Genomic DNA, 24,359 nt, shown 5'->3' on the forward strand with positions numbered 1-24,359 from the left:
GCACCGTTACATCGGGTGTTTCGTTAGAGGTGGTAGAGTTCAAGTCGCAAAAAGCGCGAACAAGATCCGTTGTTCTTTCACAGTCCTACGCAACTGATAAAAGTCGAACGGCAGGTTTATATCTACGGACTTGCAAAAGGCATTGCCAGTGTAATTTCCCGACGATATCTAACAACCTGACCGAAAATAACATTGGACTAAATGGCCATCATTCCAGATAGCCGTTGGGATGATTCGACTGCCAGCGCCAGGTATCGGTAACCATGTCCTGCAAGTTGCGCGTGGCTTTCCAGCCCAGTTCTTTTTCCGCTTTGGAAGCGTCGGCCCAACTCTCGGCGATATCACCCGAACGCCGTGGCATCACCCGAAACGGCACTGGCTTGCCGCACGCCTGTTCGAAGGCTCGCAGCACTTGCATGACGCTGTAACCGTCGCCGGTGCCGAGGTTCCAGGTATGAATGCCGGTGCGCCCGTCGATGGCCTGCAAGGCCTTCAGGTGCCCGTCCGCCAGGTCGACGACGTGGATGTAATCGCGCACGCCGGTGCCGTCTGCCGTGGGGTAATCGTCGCCGAAGACCGACAACTCCTGCAGACTGCCGACCGCCACCTGGCTGATGTAGGGCAGCAGGTTATTGGGGATGCCGCTCGGGTCTTCGCCCATATGGCCGCTGGCATGGGCGCCGATCGGGTTGAAGTAACGCAGCAGCGCGATGCTCCAGCGCGGCTCGGACTGGCTCAGGTCGCGCAGCACGTTTTCGACGATCAGCTTGGATTGGCCGTAGGGATTGGTCGGGATGCCGGTCGGAAAATCCTCGCGGATCGGCATCTGCTCAGGCTCGCCGTAAACAGTGGCCGAGGAACTGAACACCAGCCGGAAGACCCCCGCCGCCGCCATCGCCTGACACAGCGTGATGCTGCCGCTGACATTGGTTTCGTAATATTCGAGCGGCTTGCGCACGCTCTCGCCGACCGCTTTAAGCCCGGCAAAATGCAGGACGGCGTCAATTGAATGCTGCTGGAATATCCGGTCCAGCAACGCCCGGTCGCACACATCGCCGCGAATCATCAGCGCACTTTTGCCGCAAATGCCTTCCACGGCATGGAGTGCCGCGTCGCTGCTGTTGCAAAGATTATCCAGAACGACAACTTCATAACCTGCTTCAAGCAATGCGAGTGTGGTGTGCGAGCCGATATACCCGGCGCCACCCGTTACCAGAATCTTCATAGCGCGGTCCATAGTGGGAAAAGTGCCAACTAGCGTGTCAAGCCCAACTTGTTTAATGTGTGTATTGCCTCACATAAACAGGGCGACAACAACCCAAAACAAAAACAGTTCCATCACTGGCCAAAAATATTTTTAAAGGCCAAACTGTATTGCCCGGTACTTATTAGCACTCCCGCACTTTCACCACTATCAACAGATACCGACTAAAAATAACTGTTATTTATCAAGCCGACATCTAATAACATTATCCTCTTTTAAACCAAGCTAACGTTGTCACTCATAACCTGACTCAGGTATTAAAGTACAGCTTCATCAACTTGCAACTTTTCCTTATTGCAATGTAACCGATGGCTGTATGCCATGAATGTCCAGGAAACTTCTATGATTCGTAAATGTTTGTTCCCCGCTGCCGGCTACGGCACGCGTTTCTTGCCGGCCACCAAAGCCATGCCGAAAGAGATGCTGCCGATCGTCAACAAGCCGTTGATCGAGTACGCCGTTGAAGAAGCACGAGACGCCGGTCTGCAGCACATGGCGATCGTCACCGGCCGGGGCAAGCGCGCACTGGAAGACCACTTCGACATCAGCTACGAACTCGAACACCAGATTCGCGGCACCGAGAAAGAGAAGTTCCTGGCCGGCACTCGCGAGCTGATCGACACCTGCACCTTCTCCTACACCCGTCAGGTGGAAATGAAAGGTCTGGGCCACGCAATTCTCAGTGGTCGCCCATTGATCGGCGACGAGCCCTTCGCCGTGGTCCTGGCCGACGACCTCTGCCTGAACCTTGAAGGTGACGGCGTGCTCACCCAGATGATCGAGCTCTACAAGAAATTCCGCTGCTCGATTGTCGCCATCCAGGAAGTCCCGCGAGACCAGACCCACAAGTACGGCGTGATCGCCGGCGAGGCGATTTCCGAGGGCATTTACCGGGTCAACCACATGGTGGAAAAACCGGCGCCGCAGGACGCTCCGTCGAACCTGGCGATCATCGGCCGCTACATCCTGACGCCCGACATTTTCGACCTGATCGCCGACACCGAGCCCGGCAAGGGCGGGGAAATCCAGATTACCGACGCCCTGATGAAACAGGCGCAGAACGGTTGCGTGCTGGCCTACAAGTTCAAGGGCCTGCGCTTCGACTGCGGTGACGCCGAGGGTTACCTGCAAGCGACCAACTTCTGCTACGACAACGTCTACCTCAAGGGCCGCTGAAAGGCGCCCCACCCACATCCGGCGAGGCAACCATGAACATCGCACAACATTCGACAGACATTGAACGGGAGGTGGATAACCTCGGGGTGATGAGCTGGTTGTCTCGTCATCAGCCATTGCCCAGCGCCAATGAGTCCTGGCTGGGGACCATCCTGCTGGTGGAACGGATCGGCATGTTTCCATCGTCCGGGGACATTCGCCGGCCGCTGCGCGATCCCTATCCCCTGCTCGCCCATCTGAAACGGATCTATGGCGAGCAGGCGCTGGAGGTCGATGACCGCGACGGCCTGAAGGTGATTCTCGGCGACTGGCGATTCCGCGTGCGCCTCTGCTGCAACGAGCCGGCGATCATCATCAATGTGGAAACCCGTTGTGTGACGCAGTTGATGCCGCAGAAGACTGCAGAGCTTCTGGGTCACGTGGACAGCTTCGACAAGGGCTGAACCCTTATTCCGAGGCGGCGCCGCAGGAAGTCCCGTGGTTGCCGCCGACGATCATCCGATAGAAGTAATCGGCAATCACCTTCCCGCCGGTGGCCGGCAGCGGATGTATCTTGTCCGGGCCGATCATCGCCGCTGCATAGCGTTTTACATCCGTACCGAATGCGCATTGCAGATTGGCGCAGCCCAGATGCTGCTCGCGGGCCCAGGGCTCCAGCACCTGCGCGTAGGCCGACATCGGATAGGCGCTGGAACGTGTGGTGTCCTGGCGCATGATCAGGTTGACGCTCGCGGCCGGCTGAATCTCGCGGATCATCCCGACCAGCCCCTTAACGTTCTTCAGGTACTGCTCGGGCTTCACGCCGAAACCCTGATCGTTGCCGCCGAGCATGATCAGATAGACGTCAGCCGGAATCTTCGACACCACCGCTTTCCACTGGACCTGCCACTGACCATCGGCATGATAGAAATCGCCGGATGCCGCACCCGACGCCGCCAGTTTCGACACCCGCAAACCGGCCTGCTCGTTGCTCATCCAAAGGCCGAACAAGGTTGGTGCGCCTTTCACCACTTCCAGCCTGAATGACCAATCCGTCGCGGCGGATGTACCTGACAATGGGACTTCCTGAACACCGACGCCGCTTAACTTCAACGGCTGCCAGGATTGCGAGGGCGACCAGCGATAGTGCAGTTCACTGGATTCGCCGCTGCCCAGATAAAGCAACTTTGCCTGGGTGACAGCGGTGTTTATCGCTTCGCTCGGATGGGCATCGACCTGCAGCCATGCGCCGGGACTTCCAGTCACGGTACGGCTGTCGGGACTGGCCACGCCGAGGTCCGACACCTTCCAGTCGCCACCAAAGTATTTCTCGCTGCTGCGGGTGTACTTGAAGTGGCTGCCGCCCAGCGCAGCACCATGGTTGAAACCGACATAACCGGGGCCGGCAAAACCGACCTCCCCGACCAGCCGCTGCACCAGTTTGTTCAGATAAAAATCCTGCCCGGCGCTGTAGCTGTCGCCGATCACCGAGACCGACAACACCTTTCCGGCCTTGCCTTCGCGCCACTGAGCAAAACGCTCGCGGGCGTCACCGATTTCAACCACCGACGCCGCGACCGGCGCTGCGTCATCCACTGCAACCATCAAGCACTTCCTTTAGCCGAAACCGGCGTCGGGGAGACGTTCCCCGCCGGTTTTTTTGCCGCCGCACGCTCGCCCAGAAACAGCACCGAAGTGAAGTTGAACCGGCTGAAAATGGTCGAGAGCAGCACCGGCCCGAGCAAGCCGCAAGCCACGCCACAGAACACCAGCACGCTTTCGTCCTTGATGCCCAGGCGCCCGAGTACCGAGCGCGAGGTGGCGGCGAACAACACATGAAACAGGAAAATCGCGTAAGAGTAACCACCGAGCCAGGTCAGCGCCTTCGAACGCATGTCACTCGACAGCAACGCGAAGCAGGACACGCACCCCACCGTCAGGCCGATCAGGCTGCGACGATCGATGATCAGCTCACGATCCAGTGAGGCGATGTACAACAGCGTCAGGGAGATCAGCACAAACACCAACGGGCCGATCACTTTGAACCGCTGCTTCAACGCGCTGACATTTTCCTGACCGATCATCCCCGCCACAAAAAACGGCAACAGATAGGTCGCACCGTTGATGCCGAACGCATCGAACTTGAATGGCGGCAATAGAAACACCGCTGCAGAGAACGCGAACAGCAGGTACAGACGTGTCGCCGAGCGCAGCAATCCACGCCACTCCAGCAGGCCGACAAACATGAAAATGATGAACACCGCCTGCAGGAACCAGAAGTGGTTGACCGGCACATAGAACGACAACAGCGCATCGATCACGCCGACATCCTTGTTCACGCCCGGCCCCACCGCCTGCAACACGGAGAACGGCACACCCACGCAAAACAGCGGCACGATCAGCCGCCGCACCTTGCCGGTGAAGAACGCCGAAAAGTCATTGCCGCGAATCTTGTAGATGGAATAGATGTAGCCGGAAATGAAAGTGAACAGCGGCATGCGCACGTACACCATCGAATCGGCGATCACCCGGAACGGCGAGCCGATGTCGATCTTCAAACCGCCGCCCAACGGGCCGATCACGTGGTAGAGCACCAGCAACAGGCAAGCAAGCCCGCGCAGGGTTTCGATCTCCAGGGACTTTTTCTTGCTCGACATAAAGCACCCGCCTCAATTCAGAATTCTTGATTCGACCCGCACCGGTTTGTTCGCCCGCAGCATCAAGCCCAGGCCCACGAACAACACCGGCACCACCATCGAAAAGTGTCGGGCGAACGAGCCGAAGTCCGGTTCGAACAAGCCTTGAACCAGCAGAAACGCCAGGGGAATCGCGATCAGTTCCTTGGGTTTGGTCTGGATCGGCGCGCCCTTGTAATCGGTCGAGGTGATGACTTTGAACAGCAGCAACGCGGTCATGATCATCAGCGCCACGAAGATCACCTGGCCCGGCCCGGAGAGCAGGATCAGCTCAACCGGGAACGACAGGCGAAAGAAGATGATCATCGAGTCCAGGGCCTGCGAAACGAAGTCGCTGCCGCTGAGCCACGAGACGATCAGCGACTTGGAACCCTCCTCGCCCGCCGTGCGCAGTTCGTTGTTGCTGGCGCGAATCGACGACACCGGAAAGCCCAGCGCCAACTGGATGGCCATGGCCACTGCCAGGTAGAACAGGAACAGCATCAGGAAGAAGGTCATGCGCGACACGTATTTCTTCATCATGCAGACGCCGACCCAGGACAGCGAAAACAGAATCCAGTAGGGCCGGATCAGCACGCCGTAGATCACCGCCGACAGGAAAAAACCGCCGCGATATTTGCGCGTCAGCGAGCTGAACAGAATGCTCAGCACCGCCACCGACACAATGATTTCCTTGGTCAGGTTTTCCAGGAAGAACGAGCGCACCACGCCCCACAGACACAGGGTCCCGAAGATCGCCAGCGGCATGCGCCGGAACACCACCACCGGAATCGCCGTGAGGAAGAAATTGCAGAACATCCCGTAGGCCCAAGCGTTGGTCAGGTTGATCCCGGTGGGCCGCAGCAGGAACGCCGAACACTCGTAGGACGAGCGATCCGGCGAGAACGGGTTCCAGAAATTGCAGTTGTCGGCCCGGGCATAGGACGACCACAGGGTCATCGCATCCGGGCCGGGATCGCGGGGGATCAGCAGCGGCATGGCCACCGACAGAAACAGGCCGGTGAACAGGATCAGGAACGACAGCGACGAATCAAGTTTCTTGCCGCGAAACTCGATGCACGGCAGTTTCAGGCCCATGACACGACAGCCTTTTTCGCACGCGTTGCACGGGTCAGTAGCGCAATCACGCCGAGCTGCACGATGATCCCGAAGACGTTGCCCCAGGCCGCGCCATAAATCGAATAGTGCTTGATCAGCATATAGCTGACTGGTATCGAAATCAGCAGGCAAAGGGCCGAACTGGCGAGGGATACCCGGCTGTTTTTCGACGCGATCAAACCACCCCAAACGATGTCGCCGATGGCGCGCAGGGCGAAGGAAAAGATCAGCACGCCGAGGATTCCGTTGTCCGGACGCGGCACCGCTGCGCCGACGTAATCGAGCACGACATTGAAGAACAGATAAATCGCCACCGCGACTGCCGCTGAAACCTCCAGCGAACGCGCGACCCATTTGTTCACGAACAACTGCCTGACCGTGAACGCTTGTTGATCGGCCTGGTAACGCTTGGCGAGCACCGGAATGCCGACCACCGCCACCACCGCATAGGACAACGCCTGCAAGGTGTTGGCCGCCGACCAGGCGTACACGTATTTACCGAGGCTGGCGTAGGGTTCCAGATCAATGATCAGAAAACGTTCGGCGTACTGACTCAACGCGATCAGACCGGTGCCCAGATAGAACGGCAACCCGGCTTTCCAGACGGTCGCCGTCGCCAGCGTCCCTTCTTCGCGCCCGCGATGGACGTTCACCACAATCAGGTAACCGGCGACGATCACCAGCACGTTGGCGATGACCCACAGCCACAGCACGCTGGCGATTCCGGACACCCAACCGAGCATCATCCCGCCCACGGCGAGCAGTGCCCAGAGGCCGGTCTTGATGAAAAACAGCAGCGCCCCCGCCGTGGCTTTCTGCGCGGAAAACACGAACGAGTTGATTTCGAACGACAGATGCTCGGTCAACAGAACCAGGGTCACACAGGCGATCAATGCCGCCGTCGCCTCGACCTGCTGGAACAGCGAATAGATCAGCACCGTCAGCACCGACAACAGCAACCCCACGGCCAGGTACAGCAGCAGAACCTTGTCGACCACACGCTTCGAACTGCCGCCGACGCTGATCAGCCGATTGATCTCGGAACTGAAACCGACGCTGTAGAACTTCGACGCGATCAATGACGCCGCGACCACCACGCCGTAAAACCCCAGCGCCTCGTAACCGAGGTAATGGGTGATGGCGAGCACCAGCAGGAACTTCGCGCCCAGTGCTCCGCCGCGCAGCAACAAGCGGAATATCATCGAATGACGCCCTTGATGATGTCGTCCATGGCCACGGTTTTGGCCTCGATTTCACGGCAGGTGTCGGTCAGGCGCTTGCCGAAATTCGACAGCGCGTCAGGCGCGTAAACCGTGTCGATGATGGTGTCGACATCGATGTCGCCACCGTTGATTACCCAGTCCTCGACGCCCATGTCCTGATAGGCGCCGAAGCCTTTGCGCTCGTAGCTGATGTGATACGCGGGCACCCCGGAGAGCAGCGATTCGATCGCCCCGTGCAGGCGCACGGAAATCACCAGGTCCGGCTGATATTTGGCAATCGTGGCCTTCAACGACAGCAGGTCTTCGGTGATGCCCAGTTCGCGATAGAACGCACCGTCATCGTTACCGCGCACAGCGCTCTGCACCGCGCAGACCACTTTGCTTTTGTTCTTCAAGCGCTGCAGCAGCACCTTCAGGTTGGCCACGTAGGCGAGCTTCTTTTCCTTGCTCCATGCCGGCGGTTTACGCAGCACCACGCACACCGTGGCCGGCGTCGAGGCGCAGCGGGTGAACTTGGGTTGCTGCAGGATTTTGCCGGCCAGGGCCTGCACCGCGAGGTCCGGTGCGCGGTAGACATTTTCGCAGGCGTCGAACAACGCCGAGGAGCGGTTATCGCGCACGAACACCGCATCGGCGCTGGCGTAGTGGCCGACGATCTTGTCGCTGTCACCGTGGAACGGCCCGATGCTCTGCGGCAGGTACACCGACGGGACTTTGCTGAGGATCGCGGTTTCCAGTTGCTTGGCGTGGCCCAGTTTCAGCTTGATGTGTTCGAAGGCGCTTTTGGAGCGCATATAGCCGCCGCCAACGCCGACGATCAGATCGGTTTTCTTCAACAGATCCGCCAGCCCGGCGTAGGACTGATTGAGGAATACCGCCTGCTTGACCCGACCCAGGCCCTTGGCTGCCATGACCGGCGCGTCAAAGCGCGGGTGCGGCAGGTATTTGAAGGAATCCGGATCGGAGGCCACGACGCTGATCGCGGTGTCTTCACCAAAATTGCGCTGCACCAGCGCAATGGCCAGATCGACCAGCAGACCATCACCGGAATTGGAGGCACTGTAGCCATGCAAAATCGTTACGTTCATGAGCGGCGTTCTACTTAATAAGAGGGAGCGGAATACACGTCGTAGGTCTGGCGGATCATCAACGCGGCGCTGAAGCGCTCGCGGACGATGCGCCGACCTTCGATGCCGAGGGCTGACAATGCGGGTTTCTGGATCTGCTTCAGGCGATCGGCCAGCGCGTGGTGATCACCGGTGGGGAACACGTAGCCGGATACCCCGTGGGTGACCAGTTCCGGCAGCGACGTGCAGTCGCTGGCGATCACCGGCAGGCCCAGCGCCATGCCTTCCAGCGGCACCATGGCAAAGCCTTCCCAGCGACTCGGGACGACCAGCGCATCGGCCTGCTGATACAGCGCGTTGACCTCGGCCGGCGTGACCCACGGCAGGTACTGAACGCCGTCCATTGGCGGGCAATCGACCGTCGCCTCGTTGACCGCACTGCCGACCACCGTCAGTTTCAGGTCGTTACGCCCGGTCCTGGCGTAGGCCTTGAGCAGCACGTCGAAGCCTTTCTGATAGTCGAGCCGGCCGACGAACAGGAGGTGAATCGGCTGCGGATCCTCGGCTTTACGCTCCTCATCCTTGGGATGAATGCCGTTGTAGATCAGCCGCATGCGTTTGCGCTCGATGCCGAACGCTGCGGCTTTGTCCAGTTCGTACTGGCTGACGCAGATGATCGTGTCGGTGACCTTCTGCAACACCCGCTCGATCCACGCATAGACTTTCTGCTTGGTCGGCGAGCTTTCCATCAGGAACGAAAAGGCATGCGGGCAGTAGACGATTTTCGGTTTGCGCCACGGCCGCAGAATCACGCACACGCAACGGCCGATCACCCCGGAAAACGTGCTGTGCAGGTGCACGACATCGGGTTTTTCCTTAAGCATCACTTGCATCAGGCGCCAGGCAAAACGCAGCAACGACGGCACATTGCGCCCGGTTCGCTCGAAGGTGCGGATCTGCTGCGGGGCGATGCCGTGCAGCTCCTTTTCCTGATCCTGCGGCACCAGATACACCAGTTCGTAGTTCGCTTGCGCATCGTCCGGGGATGCCGAAATCGTGCGGATCACCGTCGCCACGCCACCTTTTATCGTTTCAGCCACGTGCAGTATTTTTTTCACAACCCACCCACTTTGTTGCCTGTAAGAACAATCGCTGAAACTCAGGATTTGTCGGACGCGTATTCGTAGTTGTAATAGCCGTAGCCGCCGTTGCCGTAGTAACTGGCCGCACGCTTCTCGACGCCGTTGAACACCGCGCCTTTCAACTCGATGCCGTTCTGGGCGAAGCGGCGAATGGTCAGTTCGACTTCTTTGGCCGGGTTCACGCCGAAGCGCGCGACGATCAGGCTGATGCCCGCTTCACGGCCGACAATCGCCGCGTCCGTTACCGCCAGCAGCGGTGGCGTATCGATGATCACCACGTCGTAGCGCTCGCTGAGTTCCGCCAGCAGTTCGCGGAAATTGGCGTGCATCAGCAGTTCGGAAGGATTGGGCGGCACCTGGCCTCGGCTGATGAAGTGCAGGTTGTCGACTTCGACCTTGTTGATCGCCTGCTCCAGGGTGCAGCGCTTGACCAGCAGGTCCGACAAACCGTTGGTGATCGGTGTATTCAGTGTCTTGTGCAGATGGCCCTTGCGCATGTCGGCATCGATCAGCACCACGCGCTGGCCGCTCTGAGCCATGACCGCCGCGAGGTTGGAAGACACAAAGGTCTTGCCGACCTGCGGACTCGGACCGGAAATCATGATGCGGTTGTTGGTCGAATCCAGCGCCGCGAAATGCAGGCAAGTGCGCAGGCTGCGGATCGACTCGATGGACAGGTCCGTCGGATTGCGCAGGGCCAGCAGATACGCCGGTGTGTCCGCCGTGACCTTGGCGCGGACTTTCTTGGTGTCCTCTTCCTGTTGCAGGGCGCTGTAAGGGATCGATGCGTAGACCGGCAAGCCGAGCTGCTCGATGGCTTCCGGCCCTTCCAGGCCCTTGCTCAGGGACTTGCGCAACAGCACCAGCGCCACGCCGACGAAGGCACCGAGGAAGGTCGCGATCAGCACGATCAGGGCTTTCTTCGGCTTGACCGGGCTGGTCAGGTCGACATCCGCCGAGTCCACCAGACGCACGTTGCCCACGGCGCCGGCGCGGATGATGTCCAGTTCCTGGGACTTGTTCAGCAACTGGGTGTAGATCTGCGAAGCCACTTCGACATCGCGGGTCAGATTGAGCAGTTCCTGTTGCGTGGCCGGCAGGTCGCCAACCTTGCCTTCCAACGATTTCTGTTGCTGGGTCAATTCACCGATCTGGGTCATCAGGGCTCGATAGGCCGGATGCTGTCTGGTGAACTTGCGGTCCATTTCCGCCTGCTGCATTTTCAGCTCGGAAATCCGCGTTTCGAGGGCGACGGACTGACCGAGCACCGATTGGGTTTCCAGGGAAATGTTCACGGTCTTGCCGCGCGTCTGGTAGGCGTTTAGCGCATCGCTGGCCTTGGCCAGATCGCGTTTGACCTGCGGCAACTGGCTTTGCAGGAAGGCCAGGCTCTGCGCGGCTTCGGCCGAGGTGCGGCGTACGTTCTGGTCCACGTACAGCGAGGCAATCTTGTTGAGGATTTTCACCGCTTCGGCGGCGTCGGTGCTGGCCAGGGCCAGACGGATGATCCCCGACTCCTTGCCCTGTTCGGAAATATCCAGCGCGTCCTGATACCCCTGAATGGTCACGATTCGGGGATAGCGCACCACTTCGAAACGGGTGCCAGGGTTGGCCAACAGCTGCGTGATCTGCCCCTCTACGCCATCCTGTGCGAAGGCTTCACCGGCAGTGCCTTCTGCCAGCAGATTGTCGTTGTCGTCGAACAACTGGAAGCGCTGCTGCTCGCCGGCGATCAGGCTGAGTTTTTTGCCCAGCAGTTCCTTGGGCAGATCGAGCCGGGCGAACTCCAGACGCTCACCGCCCCACGCGTAGCTGCTCAACCCGAAACGTGGCGGCGCGACGCTGAGTTCGGTTTCACCGCGATAGCGGCGTGAGAGAAAGCCGCCAATCACCGGGAAAGTATTGGGGGTGACGTCGATGTCCAGGCGCAGATCGTCGACGGTCTTGCCGATCACCGCGCGGGACTTGATGATGCCGATCTCGGTCACGGAGGGCGACTGACCGCCCAGCATGCTGTTGAGATCGGAGAAGCCGAGCATGTCGTTCTTTTTCGGCTCGACCTGTACCAGCGCGTTGGCCAGATACACCGGCGTGGCCAGAATCGCATAGGCGACGCCGGTCATCATGAACGCGCCGGTGAAGGCGCCGATCAACCATTTCTGGTCGATCAAACTGCCGAATATGCCGAGAAGATCAATACTGTCTTGATCGTTGTCACGGGTGCCGACTACTGACGGTAACTGCATAAGTCTTTCTTACCATTCACTGTTCTGAAGAATATTCATCAATGCCCGAGGCGCTGTGCCCAGGAGCCAACAGCATCTTCAATCAATGCATGGGCATGAATAAAAGCGGCCTGCCCTTGACGATACGGATCCTGTATTTCTCGTTCGTTCTGCCACTTGCCGAGAAGAAACACTTTGCCCCTGGCGTGAGAGGCAATCTTCAGTACTTGTTTTACATGCTCTTTTTCCATCACCAGAATCAGGTCCGATTCATTGACGATGTCCGCTGTCAGTTGCCGCGCCTTGAAGCCTTCGGCGCACTGCCCGCGGTCTTCCAGCACCTTGCGGGCCGTCGCCTCCATGGACTCGCCAACCCTTGCGGACAAGCCTGCGGAGGTGACCGTGATGGTCGAGGGCGCCAGTGCATTACGCAGCAACAGTTCTGCTGTCGGACTTCGGCAAATATTGCCGACGCAGACGACAAGGATCTTTTTGAACAAGGTTTACTTTCCCGTGTAATGTCAATCGGCCAACATGTCCCGTGGACTTAAATGAATCCACAGGACTTTCCTGCACTCGGAAACAGTTTCGCCTGTTAGTACCGGTGCATTAAGTACCACGGGGTCCAAAAGTCACCCAACCAGAATTACCGGACTAAAAATAACTGTGATTTTCGGCGCTTTTTACACGCGGACTTTTCCGACAAAAAATAACATTGGTGCACTTTTCAACCCTTCGGACATCGGAATAGGGGTAACGAGATAACTATTGGCTAGATGTCATTTCTCATCAGGAGAGCAGACATGAAATCAGCACATCTCATTCGTCTCGGCGCCCTTTCCCTGTTAATGCTCAGTGCAGCGCCTTCGCTCCACGCCAGCGAGCTGTTCCCCGCCCTCCCCCACAAAACGGTCGGCGTTCAGGTCAAAGTGCAGAACTTTTCCGCCGCCGATGCCGCGCAGATCAAGGCTGCCGGCTTCAGTTTCGTGCGCCTGGGCGCGTGGAGCGACAGCCTGGGTGACAAGGCTTATCAGAAACAGCTCGGCGATGCGTTTGCCGCCGCTGGATCCGCGGGGTTGCCGGTGTTGATGACGGTGCGCGCCATCAAACCGCTGTCCACAGACCCCGCCACCGCTGGCGCAGCATTTGCCAGCGCGGTGAGCAGCCTGGAGCGGACTTACGGTTCTCATCTGGTCGCAATTGAAATCTGGAATGAACCGGATCTGGACACGTACTGGCCCACGGGCAATTTCAGCACTACCTTTGCACCGTTCATGAGCGCCATGTGCAAGGCGCTGCAAGACAATCCCACCACCACCCCCGTGATCGGTTTCGGCTTCGCCCGGCCACCGAACGCCGGTTCGGCCTCGACCGTGGCGCTGAACAGCATTCTCGGCGCGTATCCCAAATGCCTGAGCGCCATTTCCTACCATCCCTATGGCATGACGGCGACGCAGATCGGCAATGCGCAAACCTTCATCCAGCAGAATTTCCACCTGCCGGGCGTGATCAGTGAATGGGGCATTTCGGCGCTCCCTTCCAACGGCGGTCCCGACGGACAGGCCGCCAAGGTCGCCGCATTCATCGCCGATGTGAAACGGCTGCAAATCCCGCTGACGTCGATTTATGAATGGAAGAACAGTGATTCAGGTAGCAATGACCGGGAGAAGAATTTCGGCTTGCAGACCTCGAACGGGCAACCGAAGCCGGCAGAAGCGGCCGTCAGAACGCAGCTGGAGTCCGAATAGGTCGCATATTCATCAGTCAGTTGCTTTGAACCTGTGCCGCGATTTGGCATCGTATCTATCGATACCGCGCCCCGCCCGTTCAAACAGCCGTTTTCAGGTTGTTGCCCGCGGGGCTATCGATACATCCACATGCCCTTGAGTGGCTGTCAGCGCTCGGGTAATGTCGTCAGACCCATAGGACAGAGCACGCTCATGACTTCCAAGCTGGAACAACTCAAACAGTTCACCACCGTGGTTGCCGACACCGGCGACTTCGAAGCGATTGCCCGGGTCAAGCCGGTCGACGCCACCACCAACCCTTCCCTGCTGCTCAAGGCGGCGGCCATTCCGGCCTACGCCGAGTTGCTGAACGCCGCCGTTCGCGACTGCAAGGGCGATGTCGGCCTGGCCAGCGACCGTTTCGGCGTCGCGGTGGGTCAGGAAATCCTCAAAGTGATTCCTGGCCGCATTTCCACCGAAGTGGATGCCCGCCTTTCGTTCGACAAGGACGCGATGCTCAAGCGTGCGCACCGTCTGATCGAGCTGTACGACAAGGCCGGCGTCGGCCGCGACCGCGTGCTGATCAAGATCGCCTCCACCTGGGAAGGTATCCGCGCCGCCGAAGTGCTGGAGAAGGAAGGCATCCAGACCAACCTGACCCTGCTGTTCTCCTTCGCCCAGGCCGCCGCTTGCGCCGATGCCGGCGTGTTCCTGATTTCGCCGTTCGTGGGCCGCATCTACGACTGGTACAAGAAGGCCAACGGCAACGACTACACCGGCGCCGATGATCCGGGCGTGCAGTCCGTGACGCGTATCTACAACTACTACAAGGCCAATGACTACAAGACCGTGGTCATGGGCGCGAGCTTCCGCAACCTCAACCAGATCGAGCAACTGGCCGGCTGCGACCGCCTGACCATCAGCCCGGACCTGATCGATAAACTGGCGGCGGACACCGGCAAACTGGAGCGCAAACTGGCTCCGGGTCACGCCGGCGAAGCTCGCCTGAGCCTCAACGAATCGCAGTTCCGCTGGTTGTCCAACGAAGACGCGATGGCCACCGAGAAACTGGCCGAAGGCATCCGTCAGTTTGCCCGCGACCAGGAAAAACTCGAGGCGCTGCTGCAAGCCAAGCTGTAACGGGCTGACGTCAAACGCAAAAAGGGCGAACCCTTACAGGTTCGCCCTTTTTTGTGCCTGATGGCTGGGGAATCAATGCCTTTCGAGGGCGTTCACCAGATCATGGAAGGCTTCGCGGTTGGAGTCGTTCAGGCCCATGAGGATCTTGTGCGCTTCCAGCACCTTGATACGCACGACTTCCTCCGACTGATCCTGATCCGGCAGGTCATCGAGGCATTCCGGGCAAGGCACGGGATGGTTGACGATATTGAACACCTGCTCGAAACCCATCGATTGCAACAGACGGGTGATGTCGTCGTGGGTGGTGACCACGGTCGGCAGCAGGCCGACCTTTTGCCGCGACAGGATCGACAGCTTGGCCAGCAGGCCCAGCGTGGTACTGTCGATGCTGCGGGTTTCGGTCAGATCGATCACGATCGCGTTGAAATTCAGCGCGGTGAAGATCTTTTCAATAGTCGCATCCAACGCCGAACACAGGGTCAGGCGAACTTCACCGACGAACTTCAGGACGAAGGTGCCATCCTGCTCGGCGAACTGGATTCTACCGGTACTCATTAAAGATTCCTGCTCAACACCAACAAGGCGATATCATCCGGCATCTCCCCTAGCGTGGCCAATCCAAAAACCTGCCGCAGGCCATCCAGGCTGCCGCCCGCCGACTTGACCCGTTGGGGCAAGGCAGCTTCTTTCTCTTTGAGTGTGGGTTCTGGCAAAAGATCCAGAATGCCATCAGACATCAGCGTCAGGCTGAACGTCGGTGGCAGCTCGAGCACGTGGTCTTCGTAGGTGGCCTCGTTGAAAAGCCCCACCGGCAGACCGCGCCCTTCGAGGTAGCGAACACTGTCAGGCGTGTACAACACAGGCAACGGCAGATGGCCGCCGATGCTATAGGTCAACAAACCGGTCTCCTCGTCGATGACTCCACCGACCATTGTGACGTGTTTACCCAGCTTACAACTGATCAGCCCCCGGTTGATATGACCAAGGACTTCCGAAGGCTTGAATTCCGGCAAGGTGCCGTTGCGCTTGGACTCGAACAACAGGCGCGTGGTCATGAACTTCAGCAGCACAGTGACGAACGCCGAAGAAGCGCCATGGCCCGACACATCCGCCAGATAGAACGCAACCCGACGCTCGTCCACCCGGAAATAATCGACAAAATCACCCGACAGGTACAACGACGGGATGATCTGGTGGGCGAACTTGAACGCGTCGATGGTCCAGGGGCTTTCCGGCAGCATGTTCATCTGCACCTGGCGACCGGCGTTCTGGTCTTCCTGGAGCAGGTTCAGGCTGGCTTCGAGCTCACGGTTGGCCTTTTCCAGCTTCTCACGGTAGCGCTGGTTTTCCAGCAGCAGACGCGCACGATCCAGGGCCCGGCGCACGGAGTGCTCGAGCACGGCCAGATCTTCGAGAGGCTTGATCAGGTAATCCGCCGCGCCCAGGCGCAAGGCCTCGACCGCGTCGTTCATCACGCCGGCACCGGAAACCACGATCACAGGCGTCTGTGGTGACCGCTCGGTGACCTGACGAATGAGTTCGAGACCGCCCATCTGCGGCATGCGCAGATCGCAGATGACCAAGTCGGGCTTGTCTTGCTCGAATACCTGGAGACCCTGCTGGCCGTTACTGGCCTGCAAGACGCTGAAACCACTGTCTTCCAAATAGGCCGCGAGGCTCGCGCGCACTACTTCGTCATCATCGATTATCAGCAGCGTGGCACTGGTTTTTGGCATGTGGGCAAACGGCGCCAGAATTAGGTTGGCGTAGCAGGCGGGGCAAAGGCCCGGCGCAGACTACTGGATTCGCTTTCTAGCCTCTCTGCTGCACCGCTTCGGAGCGTTTGCCCCGCACACGGATGCACCAGAGGTGCCCTTCTAAGGCGCAGACGGTACTCCCATCCTTCGAGCGTTTCAAGCATGCGCGGATCGTCGCTTGACGACTTTGTTTGTCAAATCACAGAGAGTTATAAGAACGTTCGAAACCGTAACTCAATGGAAGGACGCGCGGACAAAAAAAAGGCGACCTTTCGGTCGCCTTTTCGGGGCTCACAAGTCGAAATCAGAAATCGTCTTCGACGTGACCGTCCTTGACCTTGAACTCGCGGTTCTGCAGGTAGGCATTGCGGATGAAGGTGTACTTGTCGCCGCTGATCAGCTTCTCGCTGGACAGCAGGCTGGCGCGGGTGTCGACGATGTTCAGGCCGTAGATGGTGTTGCGCGCCGGGATGTCGTTCATGTAGCGGTACGGTGCGGTGTAGGTATCTACGTACTTGGACGGTGCATCACGCAGGGTGCTCGGGCCGAGCAACGGCAGCATCACGTACGGACCGCTGCTGACACCCCAATAGCCGAGGGTCTGGCCGAAGTCTTCGTCGCTGCGCTGCAGGCCCATCTTGGTGCCCACGTCGAAGAAGCCCAGCAGGCCGAAGGTGGTGTTGAAGATCAGACGCGCGGTGTCGACACCGGCAGCGGCCGGCTTGGCCTGCAGGATGTTGTTCGCCAGGTTGGTGATGTCGCCGACGTTGCGGAACATGTTGTGGATGCCGTCTTCCAGGAATTGCGGCGTTACATATTCATAACCCTGCGCCAGAGGTTTCAGCGCGTAGGTGTCGACGAAGTCGTTGAACTGGAAGATCGGACGGTTGACGCTTTCCCAAGGGTCTTCTTCCGTTGCCGCCTGGGCAACGAACGGAACCAGCATCACGCTGGCGCATACACAAAGCTGAGCGAGAGGGTTGCTCCAGCGCATAGAAAAACTCCTTGGATTGTACATACGCGGCATGCGGGCCACGGTCATAAGAGGTGCAGTATAAGACGGAAACAAGGTTTTAGGCATTGCCGGCGTGAACACCCCTGTAGGACGCATCGTCACGCACTTGTCATCCAACTGTCACCGGCCATGCTTAGCCTGACTTCTATTTCAGGGACGTTTTCCATGCCTCAAGCCGAAGCCTTGCCCCTTTCAGCCCCCAACCTGACAGCCGTGCTGTTCGGGCTCAGCGGTTGCCTGGTGGACTTCGGCGCTCGCGCCCGTCATCACGCCAGCCCCGGCATGGAGCACGCCGACGCCACACCGGGCGCGCTCGACAGCCTGCACAGCCTGCAGCGCCAGCTGATCCCCTGCGCCTGGCTCGATGATTTGCCCCCAGACCTCACCCAGGTGCTTGCCTCCGGATTGCCGGGCTGGATCAAACCTTCGCAACATTCGGCAACACACAATCCCTGGCCGGCACCGAATGCCTGCTGGCAAGCCCTGATGACGTTGAATGTCGATCGCCTGGACGGCTGCGTGCTGGTCAGTGGCGAACCACGCCTGCTGCAATCGGGCCTGAATGCCGGGCTGTGGACCATTGGCCTGGCGTCCTGCGGCTCACTCTGCGGCCTCGCCCCGAGCGAATGGCAAGCCATCAGCCAGAAAGAACGTGAACAACTGCGCGGCAAGGCCACGATGCAGCTATTCGGCCTGGGCGTGCACTCGGTGATCGATCATCTGGGCGAACTCGACACCTGCCTGGCCGACATCAACCTGCGCCGTCTCAAAGGCGAAAAGCCCTGACCCGGATCATGCAGGTTGCAGCAGAGTGGATTAGTCTTAAGGAGAGCCATAGACCTTTGGCGCACGGCTGCGGTCTATGCCAGTGCCTCTCGATAAAAGGAAAACACCATGCCCGCCCGCGAACTGCAAGAACAGCTCAATACCCTGCGCGAGCAACTGGATCAGAATCCGCCGCTGTCGGAAGCCGAGCGCGCAGACCTGCACGCACTGATGCAACAGATCGAACTGGAACTTGAACTGGAAACAAAAACCCAGGATTCCAATCTCGCCGACGGCGTGAACCTGGCCGTCGAACGCTTCGAACTCGAACACCCCACCATCGCCGGCACATTGCGCAACATCGTGAATTCTCTGGTCAGCATGGGAATCTGAAACCCGCAATTGCAAAAAAGCCCTGCCAGCAATGGCAGGGCTTTTTCATGTCCGCGAGGCGGGTTACTGACGAACCAGACGGTGGTTCGGCAGTTGCACGCTTTCAGTGCTCCGGTACGGGTTGATATCCAGCCCGCCACGGCGCACATAACGTGCAAACACCGTGAGTTTTTCCGGTTTCAGCAAACGCTGCAGATCGAGGAAAATCCGCTCCACGCATTGCTCGTGGAAGTCCGAATGCTGGCGGAAGCTGACGATGTATTCCAGCAGGCTGGCGTGATCCAGCGCCGCGCCACGGTATTCCACCACCACGCTGCCCCAGTCCGGCTGGCTGGTCACCGGGCAGTTGGATTTGAGCAGATGACTGTGCACGCTCTCCTCCACCACTCGCGAATCGTCGCAACGCAGCAGCTCGGGACGCGGATGTTCGTAGTTGCTGACGCTGATATCCAGATCGTCGATGCACACGCCCGGCAGCGCAACCACGCCTTCGGCCTCAACCTCTTTCAGGCTGCGAACCCGTACGCCCACCGGCTTGCCGGCAGCGGCGGACAAGTCCTTGACCAGCGTCGCTTCCAGGCTCGCGGTATCGGCGAACGGGGTCTGGTTCAACGAGTTCAGGTACAGCTTGAACGACTTGGATTCGATGATGTTCGGCGAGTCCGCCGGAATGCTGAACTCGCCGATCGCCACCACCGGTTTGCCCGACGGCAGCAGCCACGACAGTTCGAAGCAGTTCCAGAAATCCACACCTTTATACGGCAGGGTTTCGGCGGTCAGGCCCAGTTCGGCCCACTTCGCGGTGCGCGGAATCGGGAACAGCAGGGACGGTGTGTAAGTGGCGATGTATTCGCTGGACTTGCCCAGCGGCGAATGTTCGGCTGCGGGATGCATGGCGGAAACCTGACTGAATAATCAGCGGATTCTATCAGCCTTTGCTCCCGCCTTTGAGTGCTTACTGACTGACAGTCAGTTTGCCGACCATTCCGGCCTGGTAATGCCCGGGAATGTTGCAGGCGAACTCCAGACTGGTCGCCTTGCTGAAGGTCCAGGTCAACTCGGCGGTCTTGCCCGGTTCGACCAGCACGCTGTTGGGGTCGTCGTGCTTCATGACGTGCCCCATCGAGCCATGATCCATGCCTGCCATATCGTGGGACATTTCCTTCATGCCGGTCGGCGTCAGCATGCCGCTTTGCTGCATCTGCAACATTTCCTGCTGGTGCTTGGCATGCATCGCTGCATCGCCGAGGTTGAATTCGTGCAGCAACTGGCCTTTATTCACCAAAACAAAACGAATGGTCTCACCGGCCTTGATGTCGATGGCCTTCGGATCGAACGACATGTCGCCCATCACCACTTCAATGCTGCGGCTGGCCTTGGCGGCCGGGGCCGGCTGGCCGAAGTCATACCTGTGCGCAGGGTCAGCCCAGACGGATGAACTCAGCGCCAGCAAACAGGCGGCGACGGCCAGAGGGTTGCGCAAAAACATAGTCATACTCCAACAAGATAAGGTTCAGCCTGTGGGAAACTCTAGCCCGTCCGCGCTGGCAGCTACCTGACAGGCAGATTACAACTTTGTCAGGTTGACGCTTGTGACAATGTCCCACGGTATAAAGCTTTCGATCCTACAACCCGAGCTGCCCATGAAACTGCTGATCGTCGAAGACCAACCGAAAACCGGCCACTACCTGCGCCAGGGCCTGACCGAGGCCGGTTTCAACACTGAGCTGGTGGCCGATGGCAACACCGGGCAACAACTGGCGTTGAGCGGTGACTATGCGCTATTGATCCTCGACGTGATGCTGCCCGGGCGCAACGGCTGGCAGATTCTGCAAGCGGTACGCAGTGCCGGGCTGGAAACGCCGATCCTGTTTCTGACCGCCAAGGACACCGTGGAAGATCGGGTTCACGGCCTCGAACTGGGGGCCGACGACTATCTGGTCAAGCCCTTCGCCTTCTCAGAACTGTTGGCCCGGGTGCGCAGCCTACTAAGACGTGGCAGCACCACACCCCAGGAAACCTGCCTGCAACTGGCCGACCTGCGCCTGGACCTGATTCGCCGCCGCGTCGAACGCAGCGGCCAGCGCATCGACCTCACGGCGAAAGAGTTTGCCCTGCTGGAAATGCTCCTGCGCCGCCAGGGGGAAGTGCTGCCCAAATCCCTGATCGCCTCCCAAGTCTGGGACATGAACTTCGACAGCGACACCAACGTGATCGAAGTGGCGATCCGCCGCCTGCGCCTGAAAATCGACGATGACTTTCCCGACAAACTGATCCACACCGTGCGCGGCATGGGCTACGTGCTTGAAGAGCGTCCCGTCTGATGCGCCGCTTGTCACTCGGCAGTCGGCTGGCGTTGCTGTTTGCGGCGTGTACCGCGACGGTTTCGCTGGTCGCGGGCGTGGTTTTCAATCGGGCCAGTGAGGCGCACTTCATTGAGCTCGATCAGCAATTGCTCGAAAGCAAGCTGATCAATGTGCGTCAGACGTTGCTGAGTGGCAGCGATGCCGCACATATCACCGATGAGTTGAGCCAACAAGGCGATGTCTCGCTGCGCATAAGCGGCCCCGAGGGTCAGCGCTGGTTCGGCCGTTCCCTGCAAATGCCGGCGAACCTGCCGCAACAACCCGGCCTGGCCACGATCAACGACAACGGCACCGACTATCGCCTGCTCAACGCCCCGCTCCAGCCGGAACAACCTGACTCCACGCAATTGACCTTGTTGCTGGACATCACCCACCACCAGCACTTCCTGCAACGCATGCAGCATCTGATCTGGCTGACCGTCGGCCTGTCGGCACTGGCCACGGCGCTGCTGGGTGCCTGGGCAGCACGCAGCGGCTTGCGTCCATTGCGTCGCATGAGCGCCGTGGCACGCGGGATTTCGGCCCAATCGCTGAATGCCCGACTCCCGGAAGCGCAGATGCCTGCGGAACTCACGGAACTGGCCCACAGCTTCAACGCCATGCTCGGACGTCTCGATGACTCGTTTCAACGGCTTTCGGCGTTCTCCGCCGACATCGCCCATGAACTGCGCACCCCGCTGTCGAACCTGCTGACCCACACACAGGTCACCCTCACCCGCCCTCGCCCACTCGAAGACTATCGCGAGGCTCTGCACAGCAACCTCGAAGAGCTGCAATGGATGGCGCAGCTGGTCAACGACATGCTTTATCTGGCCAAGGCCGACCATGGATTGCTGGTGCCCAAGCGCGAACCGCTGGAACTGGCGGAAGAGGCCGATGCGTTGCTGGAGTTTTTCGCACCGCTGGCCGAAGACGCCCAGGTCAGCCTGAGCCGTGACGGTGAGGGTCGGTTCGAAGGTGACCGCGCGATGCTGCGCCGGGCGCTGTCGAATCTGCTGGATAACGCCTTGCGCTTCACGCCGGCCGCTGGCGAAGTGCGTGTAAAGGTGGTCGAGCAGGCGAAATCCTTGAGAGTGACCGTGGAGAACAGTGGCGAAGGCATTTCTGCGGAATTGTTGCCGCGTTTGTTCGACCGTTTTTACCGGGCGGATCCGGCACGCCAGGAAGGCAGCAGCGAACATGCCGGATTGGGGCTGGCGATCACTCAGTCGATCATCAGGGCCCATGGCGGGCGGATTCATTGCGAATCAACCCAGGGCTGGACGCGGTTTGTGATTGAGTTGCCGCAAAACGATTGAGGCCGGCAATGCCGGCCTCAATGGGGGAACTTACGAGTAACGCAACGCGTGCGCCGGCTCGATCTTCGCCGCTCGCCAGGCCGGGTAAACGGTGGCCAGGAAGCTGAGAATGAAGCCCGCCGAGCAGATCAGCAGTACGTCACCGCCCTGCAATTCCGAGGGCAGGTTGCTGACGAAGTACACGTCGGAACTGAAGATATGCTGCCCGGTCACTCGCTCGACCCAGCCCACCATCTCACTGACGTTCAGCGCAGCAATCACGCCCAGCACGCCACCAATGATGGTGCCGACGATGCCGATCACCGTGCCCTGCACCATGAAGATCGCCATGATCTGCCGTGGCGTGGCGCCGATGGTGCGCAGGATCGCGATGTCCGCGCCCTTGTCGTTCACCACCATGATCAAAGTCGCGATGATGTTGAAGGCCGCCACCGCGACGATCATCAACAGCAACAGACCGATCATGGTCTTTTCCATTTTCATCGCGCTGAACAGGCTGCCCTGGGTGTGGGTCCAGTCGTCAGCCTTGAAGTCAGTGCCAAGGCCGGTGGCGATGTCGGACGAAACCTTCGGTGCGGCGTACAGGTCTTTCACCGCCAGACGCACGCTCTGCACCTGATTCGGCTCCCAGTGCTGCATGGTCGCGGCGTCGGAGACGTGGATCAGGCCCATGGAACCGTCCAGCTCGGCGCCGACCTTGAAGATGCCGACCACATTCAGACGCTGCATACGCGGGGTGATGCCGCCGGGTGCAGTGCTGACTTCCGGCACGATCAGGGTGATCTTGTCGCCGACGTTGAGGCGGAAACGCCGGGCCGTGATTTCACCCAGCACCACGCCGAACTCGCCCGGCTTCAAGGCATCGAGACGGCCCTGAACGATATGCTGGGCCACGATCGACACCTTGCCTTCCTGGGCCGGATCGACGCCGCTGATCTGGATCGGCTGCATCATGCCCTTGTAGGACAGCATGCCTTCCATCTCGGTGAACGGCACGGCGGCGGTCACTTCAGGATTCTTCAGCGCGGCGGCGGCCACTGGCTGCCAGTCATCGATCGGCTTGACGCCGACGATGGTCGCGTGAGGCACCATGCCGAGGATGCGCGAGCTCATTTCACGCTGGAAGCCGTTCATCACCGACAGCACCACGATCATCGCCAGCACGCCGAGGGCGAGACCGATCATCGAGGTCATCGAGATGAATGAAACAAAGCGATTGCGGCGCTTGGCGCGGGTATAGCGCGTGCCGATAAAGATCGATAACGGTCTGAACATTCGCTGGGGCACCGTATAAAAATAAAAGACCCGACGCCTTTTCAGGCATCGGGTTTCAAGCCGTCAGATGGGGGTCAGGCAACCTTCCTGCAGTTGCAGGACGCGGTCCATCTGGCGAGCCAGGTTCATGTCGTGAGTCACCACCAGAAACGCCGTGCGCATCGAAGTGCTGAGTTCCAGCATCAGGTCCTGGATGCCTTCGGCGGTGTGGGAGTCGAGGTTGCCGGTCGGCTCGTCGAGCATCACCAGGCCCGGGTTGTTCACCAGTGCACGGGCAATGGCCACGCGCTGGCGCTCGCCGCCGGACAGCTCGGCCGGTTTGTGTTCCAGGCGATGGCCCAGACCCACTCGCTCCAGCAACGCCGTGGCCCGCTGACGCGCCTCGGGGATTGCGGTCTTGCCGATCAGCAGCGGCATGCAGACGTTTTCCAGCGCGGTGAATTCCGGCAGCAGGTGGTGGAACTGGTACACGAAGCCGAGGGCACGGTTGCGCAGCAGGCCGCGCTTCTTCTCGCTCAGCGCCGACAGCTCTTCACCGTCGAGCCAGACGCTGCCCTTGGTCGGCGTATCGAGACCGCCCAGCAGGTTGAGCAAGGTACTTTTGCCCGACCCGGACTTGCCGACGATCGCCACGCGTTCGCCCGGGTGCAACTCCAGTTGCAGGTTGGCCAGCACTTCCACCGACTCCGGGCCTTCCTCGTAGGACTTGCCCAGGTTGCGGCAGCTCAGGATTGCTTTTTCACTCATGCCCGA

The 24,359-nt window shown here is 59.6% G+C and carries 24 protein-coding genes; 8 read left to right on the plus strand and 16 right to left on the minus strand.

Translation table 11 applies throughout. The features are described 5' to 3' along the window. Window positions 1-208: 208 nt before the first annotated feature. Window positions 209-1,225, minus strand: a complete 1,017-nt coding sequence (gene galE / locus DXT77_RS05965; RefSeq protein WP_119426974.1) for a UDP-glucose 4-epimerase GalE — start codon at window positions 1,223-1,225, stop codon at window positions 209-211. 381 nt (window positions 1,226-1,606) lie between these two features. On the opposite strand from galE, the gene galU reads away from it, so the two are divergent. Together galU and DXT77_RS05975 are read left to right on the plus strand one after the other, a co-directional pair. Further along, window positions 1,607-2,440 carry a UTP--glucose-1-phosphate uridylyltransferase GalU gene (gene galU, locus DXT77_RS05970; protein WP_007951629.1) on the plus strand — a complete coding sequence of 278 codons (834 nt, stop codon included), beginning with the start codon at window positions 1,607-1,609 and terminating at the stop codon, window positions 2,438-2,440. Window positions 2,441-2,472: 32 nt separating this feature from the next. Next, window positions 2,473-2,883, plus strand: coding sequence for a mannose-1-phosphate guanylyltransferase (locus DXT77_RS05975; protein WP_119426975.1), 411 nt, complete (start codon window positions 2,473-2,475; stop codon window positions 2,881-2,883). A gap of 4 nt (window positions 2,884-2,887) precedes the next feature. Here the strand turns inward: DXT77_RS05975 and DXT77_RS05980 are convergent, their stop codons facing one another. The 8 genes from DXT77_RS05980 to DXT77_RS06015 are packed head-to-tail and all read right to left on the minus strand — an operon-like array spanning window position 2,888 to window position 12,370. Then, complete coding sequence (locus DXT77_RS05980) at window positions 2,888-4,024, minus strand: SGNH/GDSL hydrolase family protein (RefSeq protein ID WP_119426976.1); 1,137 nt, start codon at window positions 4,022-4,024, stop codon at window positions 2,888-2,890. Then, window positions 4,024-5,076 (minus strand): acyltransferase family protein, encoded by a 1,053-nt coding sequence (locus DXT77_RS05985; protein ID WP_119426977.1) that lies wholly within the window; start codon window positions 5,074-5,076, stop codon window positions 4,024-4,026. Before DXT77_RS05985 ends, DXT77_RS05980 begins: the two co-directional genes overlap by 1 nt. A 12-nt stretch (window positions 5,077-5,088) precedes the next feature. Further along, window positions 5,089-6,192, minus strand: a complete 1,104-nt coding sequence (locus tag DXT77_RS05990; RefSeq protein ID WP_119426978.1) for a hypothetical protein — start codon at window positions 6,190-6,192, stop codon at window positions 5,089-5,091. Then, a complete protein-coding gene (locus tag DXT77_RS05995; protein ID WP_119426979.1) occupies window positions 6,183-7,415 on the minus strand; it encodes a phosphoribosylaminoimidazole carboxylase in 1,233 nt (410 codons plus the stop codon). Before DXT77_RS05995 ends, DXT77_RS05990 begins: the two co-directional genes overlap by 10 nt. Beyond that, window positions 7,412-8,524, minus strand: a complete 1,113-nt coding sequence (locus DXT77_RS06000) for a polysaccharide pyruvyl transferase family protein (RefSeq protein WP_119426980.1) — start codon at window positions 8,522-8,524, stop codon at window positions 7,412-7,414. Before DXT77_RS06000 ends, DXT77_RS05995 begins: the two co-directional genes overlap by 4 nt. 14 nt (window positions 8,525-8,538) lie before the next feature. After that, window positions 8,539-9,621 (minus strand): glycosyltransferase, encoded by a 1,083-nt coding sequence (locus DXT77_RS06005; protein WP_119426981.1) that lies wholly within the window; start codon window positions 9,619-9,621, stop codon window positions 8,539-8,541. 41 nt (window positions 9,622-9,662) lie between these two features. Next, a complete protein-coding gene (locus DXT77_RS06010; protein WP_119426982.1) occupies window positions 9,663-11,891 on the minus strand; it encodes a polysaccharide biosynthesis tyrosine autokinase in 2,229 nt (742 codons plus the stop codon). A gap of 38 nt (window positions 11,892-11,929) precedes the next feature. Next, on the minus strand, window positions 11,930-12,370 hold the full coding sequence (locus DXT77_RS06015) for a low molecular weight protein-tyrosine-phosphatase (RefSeq protein ID WP_119426983.1): 441 nt from the start codon (window positions 12,368-12,370) through the stop codon (window positions 11,930-11,932). A gap of 303 nt (window positions 12,371-12,673) precedes the next feature. Between DXT77_RS06015 and DXT77_RS06020 the strand changes: the two genes are divergently transcribed. Both DXT77_RS06020 and tal read left to right on the plus strand, forming a co-directional pair. Then, a complete protein-coding gene (locus DXT77_RS06020; RefSeq protein WP_119426984.1) occupies window positions 12,674-13,618 on the plus strand; it encodes a glycosyl hydrolase family 5 in 945 nt (314 codons plus the stop codon). Between the two features lie 192 nt (window positions 13,619-13,810). Next, entirely contained in the window at window positions 13,811-14,737 is a 927-nt protein-coding gene (gene tal, locus DXT77_RS06025; protein ID WP_114884366.1) for a transaldolase, read from the plus strand. Window positions 14,738-14,809: 72 nt separating this feature from the next. Here tal and rssC read toward each other — a convergent pair whose 3' ends face one another. The 3 genes from rssC to DXT77_RS06040 all read right to left on the minus strand — a co-directional run bounded on the left by rssC (window position 14,810) and on the right by DXT77_RS06040 (window position 17,488). Next, window positions 14,810-15,292, minus strand: a complete 483-nt coding sequence (gene rssC / locus DXT77_RS06030; RefSeq protein ID WP_042560140.1) for an anti-sigma factor antagonist RssC — start codon at window positions 15,290-15,292, stop codon at window positions 14,810-14,812. Continuing rightward, window positions 15,292-16,473, minus strand: coding sequence for a two-component system response regulator RssB (gene rssB, locus DXT77_RS06035; protein WP_085713163.1), 1,182 nt, complete (start codon window positions 16,471-16,473; stop codon window positions 15,292-15,294). The genes rssC and rssB overlap by 1 nt, the downstream gene beginning before the upstream one ends. 325 nt (window positions 16,474-16,798) lie before the next feature. Beyond that, complete coding sequence (locus tag DXT77_RS06040) at window positions 16,799-17,488, minus strand: VacJ family lipoprotein (RefSeq protein ID WP_085713162.1); 690 nt, start codon at window positions 17,486-17,488, stop codon at window positions 16,799-16,801. Window positions 17,489-17,674: 186 nt separating this feature from the next. Here DXT77_RS06040 and DXT77_RS06045 point away from each other — a divergent pair, with 186 nt between their 5' ends. Both DXT77_RS06045 and DXT77_RS06050 read left to right on the plus strand, forming a co-directional pair. After that, the gene (locus tag DXT77_RS06045; protein ID WP_119426985.1) at window positions 17,675-18,295 is read left to right on the plus strand and encodes an HAD family phosphatase; all 621 of its coding nucleotides are present in this window, start codon (window positions 17,675-17,677) and stop codon (window positions 18,293-18,295) included. Window positions 18,296-18,403: 108 nt separating this feature from the next. Then, entirely contained in the window at window positions 18,404-18,667 is a 264-nt protein-coding gene (locus tag DXT77_RS06050; protein ID WP_085713160.1) for a DUF4404 family protein, read from the plus strand. Between the two features lie 63 nt (window positions 18,668-18,730). Here the strand turns inward: DXT77_RS06050 and queF are convergent, their stop codons facing one another. Further along, window positions 18,731-19,561 carry an NADPH-dependent 7-cyano-7-deazaguanine reductase QueF gene (queF, locus tag DXT77_RS06055; protein WP_114884371.1) on the minus strand — a complete coding sequence of 277 codons (831 nt, stop codon included), beginning with the start codon at window positions 19,559-19,561 and terminating at the stop codon, window positions 18,731-18,733. Between the two features lie 61 nt (window positions 19,562-19,622). Then, complete coding sequence (locus tag DXT77_RS06060) at window positions 19,623-20,156, minus strand: plastocyanin/azurin family copper-binding protein (RefSeq protein WP_119426986.1); 534 nt, start codon at window positions 20,154-20,156, stop codon at window positions 19,623-19,625. 154 nt (window positions 20,157-20,310) lie between these two features. Between DXT77_RS06060 and DXT77_RS06065 the strand changes: the two genes are divergently transcribed. Further along, entirely contained in the window at window positions 20,311-20,991 is a 681-nt protein-coding gene (locus tag DXT77_RS06065; protein ID WP_119426987.1) for a heavy metal response regulator transcription factor, read from the plus strand. Beyond that, the gene (locus DXT77_RS06070; RefSeq protein WP_119426988.1) at window positions 20,991-22,331 is read left to right on the plus strand and encodes a heavy metal sensor histidine kinase; all 1,341 of its coding nucleotides are present in this window, start codon (window positions 20,991-20,993) and stop codon (window positions 22,329-22,331) included. The genes DXT77_RS06065 and DXT77_RS06070 overlap by 1 nt, the downstream gene beginning before the upstream one ends. Before the next feature lie 30 nt (window positions 22,332-22,361). On the opposite strand, the gene DXT77_RS06075 is transcribed toward DXT77_RS06070, so the two are convergent. After that, window positions 22,362-23,606, minus strand: a complete 1,245-nt coding sequence (locus DXT77_RS06075) for a lipoprotein-releasing ABC transporter permease subunit (protein ID WP_065260718.1) — start codon at window positions 23,604-23,606, stop codon at window positions 22,362-22,364. A 63-nt stretch (window positions 23,607-23,669) separates the two neighbouring features. Then, window positions 23,670-24,353 (minus strand): lipoprotein-releasing ABC transporter ATP-binding protein LolD, encoded by a 684-nt coding sequence (gene lolD, locus DXT77_RS06080; RefSeq protein WP_167443782.1) that lies wholly within the window; start codon window positions 24,351-24,353, stop codon window positions 23,670-23,672. Window positions 24,354-24,359: the final 6 nt, after the last annotated feature.

It is taken from the genome of Pseudomonas sp. 91RF (genome assembly GCF_003576265.1).
In the GTDB taxonomy this organism is placed as follows: domain Bacteria; phylum Pseudomonadota; class Gammaproteobacteria; order Pseudomonadales; family Pseudomonadaceae; genus Aquipseudomonas; species Aquipseudomonas kribbensis.

Excerpts from the sequence above, each read along its gene's own strand:
- galE (WP_119426974.1), bottom strand. The coding sequence starts at position 1,225 with ATGAAGATTCTGGTAACGGGTGGCGCCGGGTATATCGGCTCGCACACC.
- galU (WP_007951629.1), top strand. The coding sequence starts at position 1,607 with ATGATTCGTAAATGTTTGTTCCCCGCTGCCGGCTACGGCACGCGTTTC.
- DXT77_RS05975 (WP_119426975.1), top strand. The coding sequence starts at position 2,473 with ATGAACATCGCACAACATTCGACAGACATTGAACGGGAGGTGGATAAC.
- DXT77_RS05980 (WP_119426976.1), bottom strand. The coding sequence starts at position 4,024 with ATGGTTGCAGTGGATGACGCAGCGCCGGTCGCGGCGTCGGTGGTTGAA.
- DXT77_RS05985 (WP_119426977.1), bottom strand. The coding sequence starts at position 5,076 with ATGTCGAGCAAGAAAAAGTCCCTGGAGATCGAAACCCTGCGCGGGCTT.
- DXT77_RS05990 (WP_119426978.1), bottom strand. The coding sequence starts at position 6,192 with ATGGGCCTGAAACTGCCGTGCATCGAGTTTCGCGGCAAGAAACTTGAT.
- DXT77_RS05995 (WP_119426979.1), bottom strand. The coding sequence starts at position 7,415 with ATGATATTCCGCTTGTTGCTGCGCGGCGGAGCACTGGGCGCGAAGTTC.
- DXT77_RS06000 (WP_119426980.1), bottom strand. The coding sequence starts at position 8,524 with ATGAACGTAACGATTTTGCATGGCTACAGTGCCTCCAATTCCGGTGAT.
- DXT77_RS06010 (WP_119426982.1), bottom strand. The coding sequence starts at position 11,891 with ATGCAGTTACCGTCAGTAGTCGGCACCCGTGACAACGATCAAGACAGT.
- DXT77_RS06020 (WP_119426984.1), top strand. The coding sequence starts at position 12,674 with ATGAAATCAGCACATCTCATTCGTCTCGGCGCCCTTTCCCTGTTAATG.
- tal (WP_114884366.1), top strand. The coding sequence starts at position 13,811 with ATGACTTCCAAGCTGGAACAACTCAAACAGTTCACCACCGTGGTTGCC.
- rssC (WP_042560140.1), bottom strand. The coding sequence starts at position 15,292 with ATGAGTACCGGTAGAATCCAGTTCGCCGAGCAGGATGGCACCTTCGTC.
- rssB (WP_085713163.1), bottom strand. The coding sequence starts at position 16,473 with ATGCCAAAAACCAGTGCCACGCTGCTGATAATCGATGATGACGAAGTA.
- DXT77_RS06040 (WP_085713162.1), bottom strand. The coding sequence starts at position 17,488 with ATGCGCTGGAGCAACCCTCTCGCTCAGCTTTGTGTATGCGCCAGCGTG.
- DXT77_RS06045 (WP_119426985.1), top strand. The coding sequence starts at position 17,675 with ATGCCTCAAGCCGAAGCCTTGCCCCTTTCAGCCCCCAACCTGACAGCC.
- DXT77_RS06050 (WP_085713160.1), top strand. The coding sequence starts at position 18,404 with ATGCCCGCCCGCGAACTGCAAGAACAGCTCAATACCCTGCGCGAGCAA.
- queF (WP_114884371.1), bottom strand. The coding sequence starts at position 19,561 with ATGCATCCCGCAGCCGAACATTCGCCGCTGGGCAAGTCCAGCGAATAC.
- DXT77_RS06060 (WP_119426986.1), bottom strand. The coding sequence starts at position 20,156 with ATGTTTTTGCGCAACCCTCTGGCCGTCGCCGCCTGTTTGCTGGCGCTG.
- DXT77_RS06065 (WP_119426987.1), top strand. The coding sequence starts at position 20,311 with ATGAAACTGCTGATCGTCGAAGACCAACCGAAAACCGGCCACTACCTG.
- DXT77_RS06070 (WP_119426988.1), top strand. The coding sequence starts at position 20,991 with ATGCGCCGCTTGTCACTCGGCAGTCGGCTGGCGTTGCTGTTTGCGGCG.
- DXT77_RS06075 (WP_065260718.1), bottom strand. The coding sequence starts at position 23,606 with ATGTTCAGACCGTTATCGATCTTTATCGGCACGCGCTATACCCGCGCC.
- lolD (WP_167443782.1), bottom strand. The coding sequence starts at position 24,353 with ATGAGTGAAAAAGCAATCCTGAGCTGCCGCAACCTGGGCAAGTCCTAC.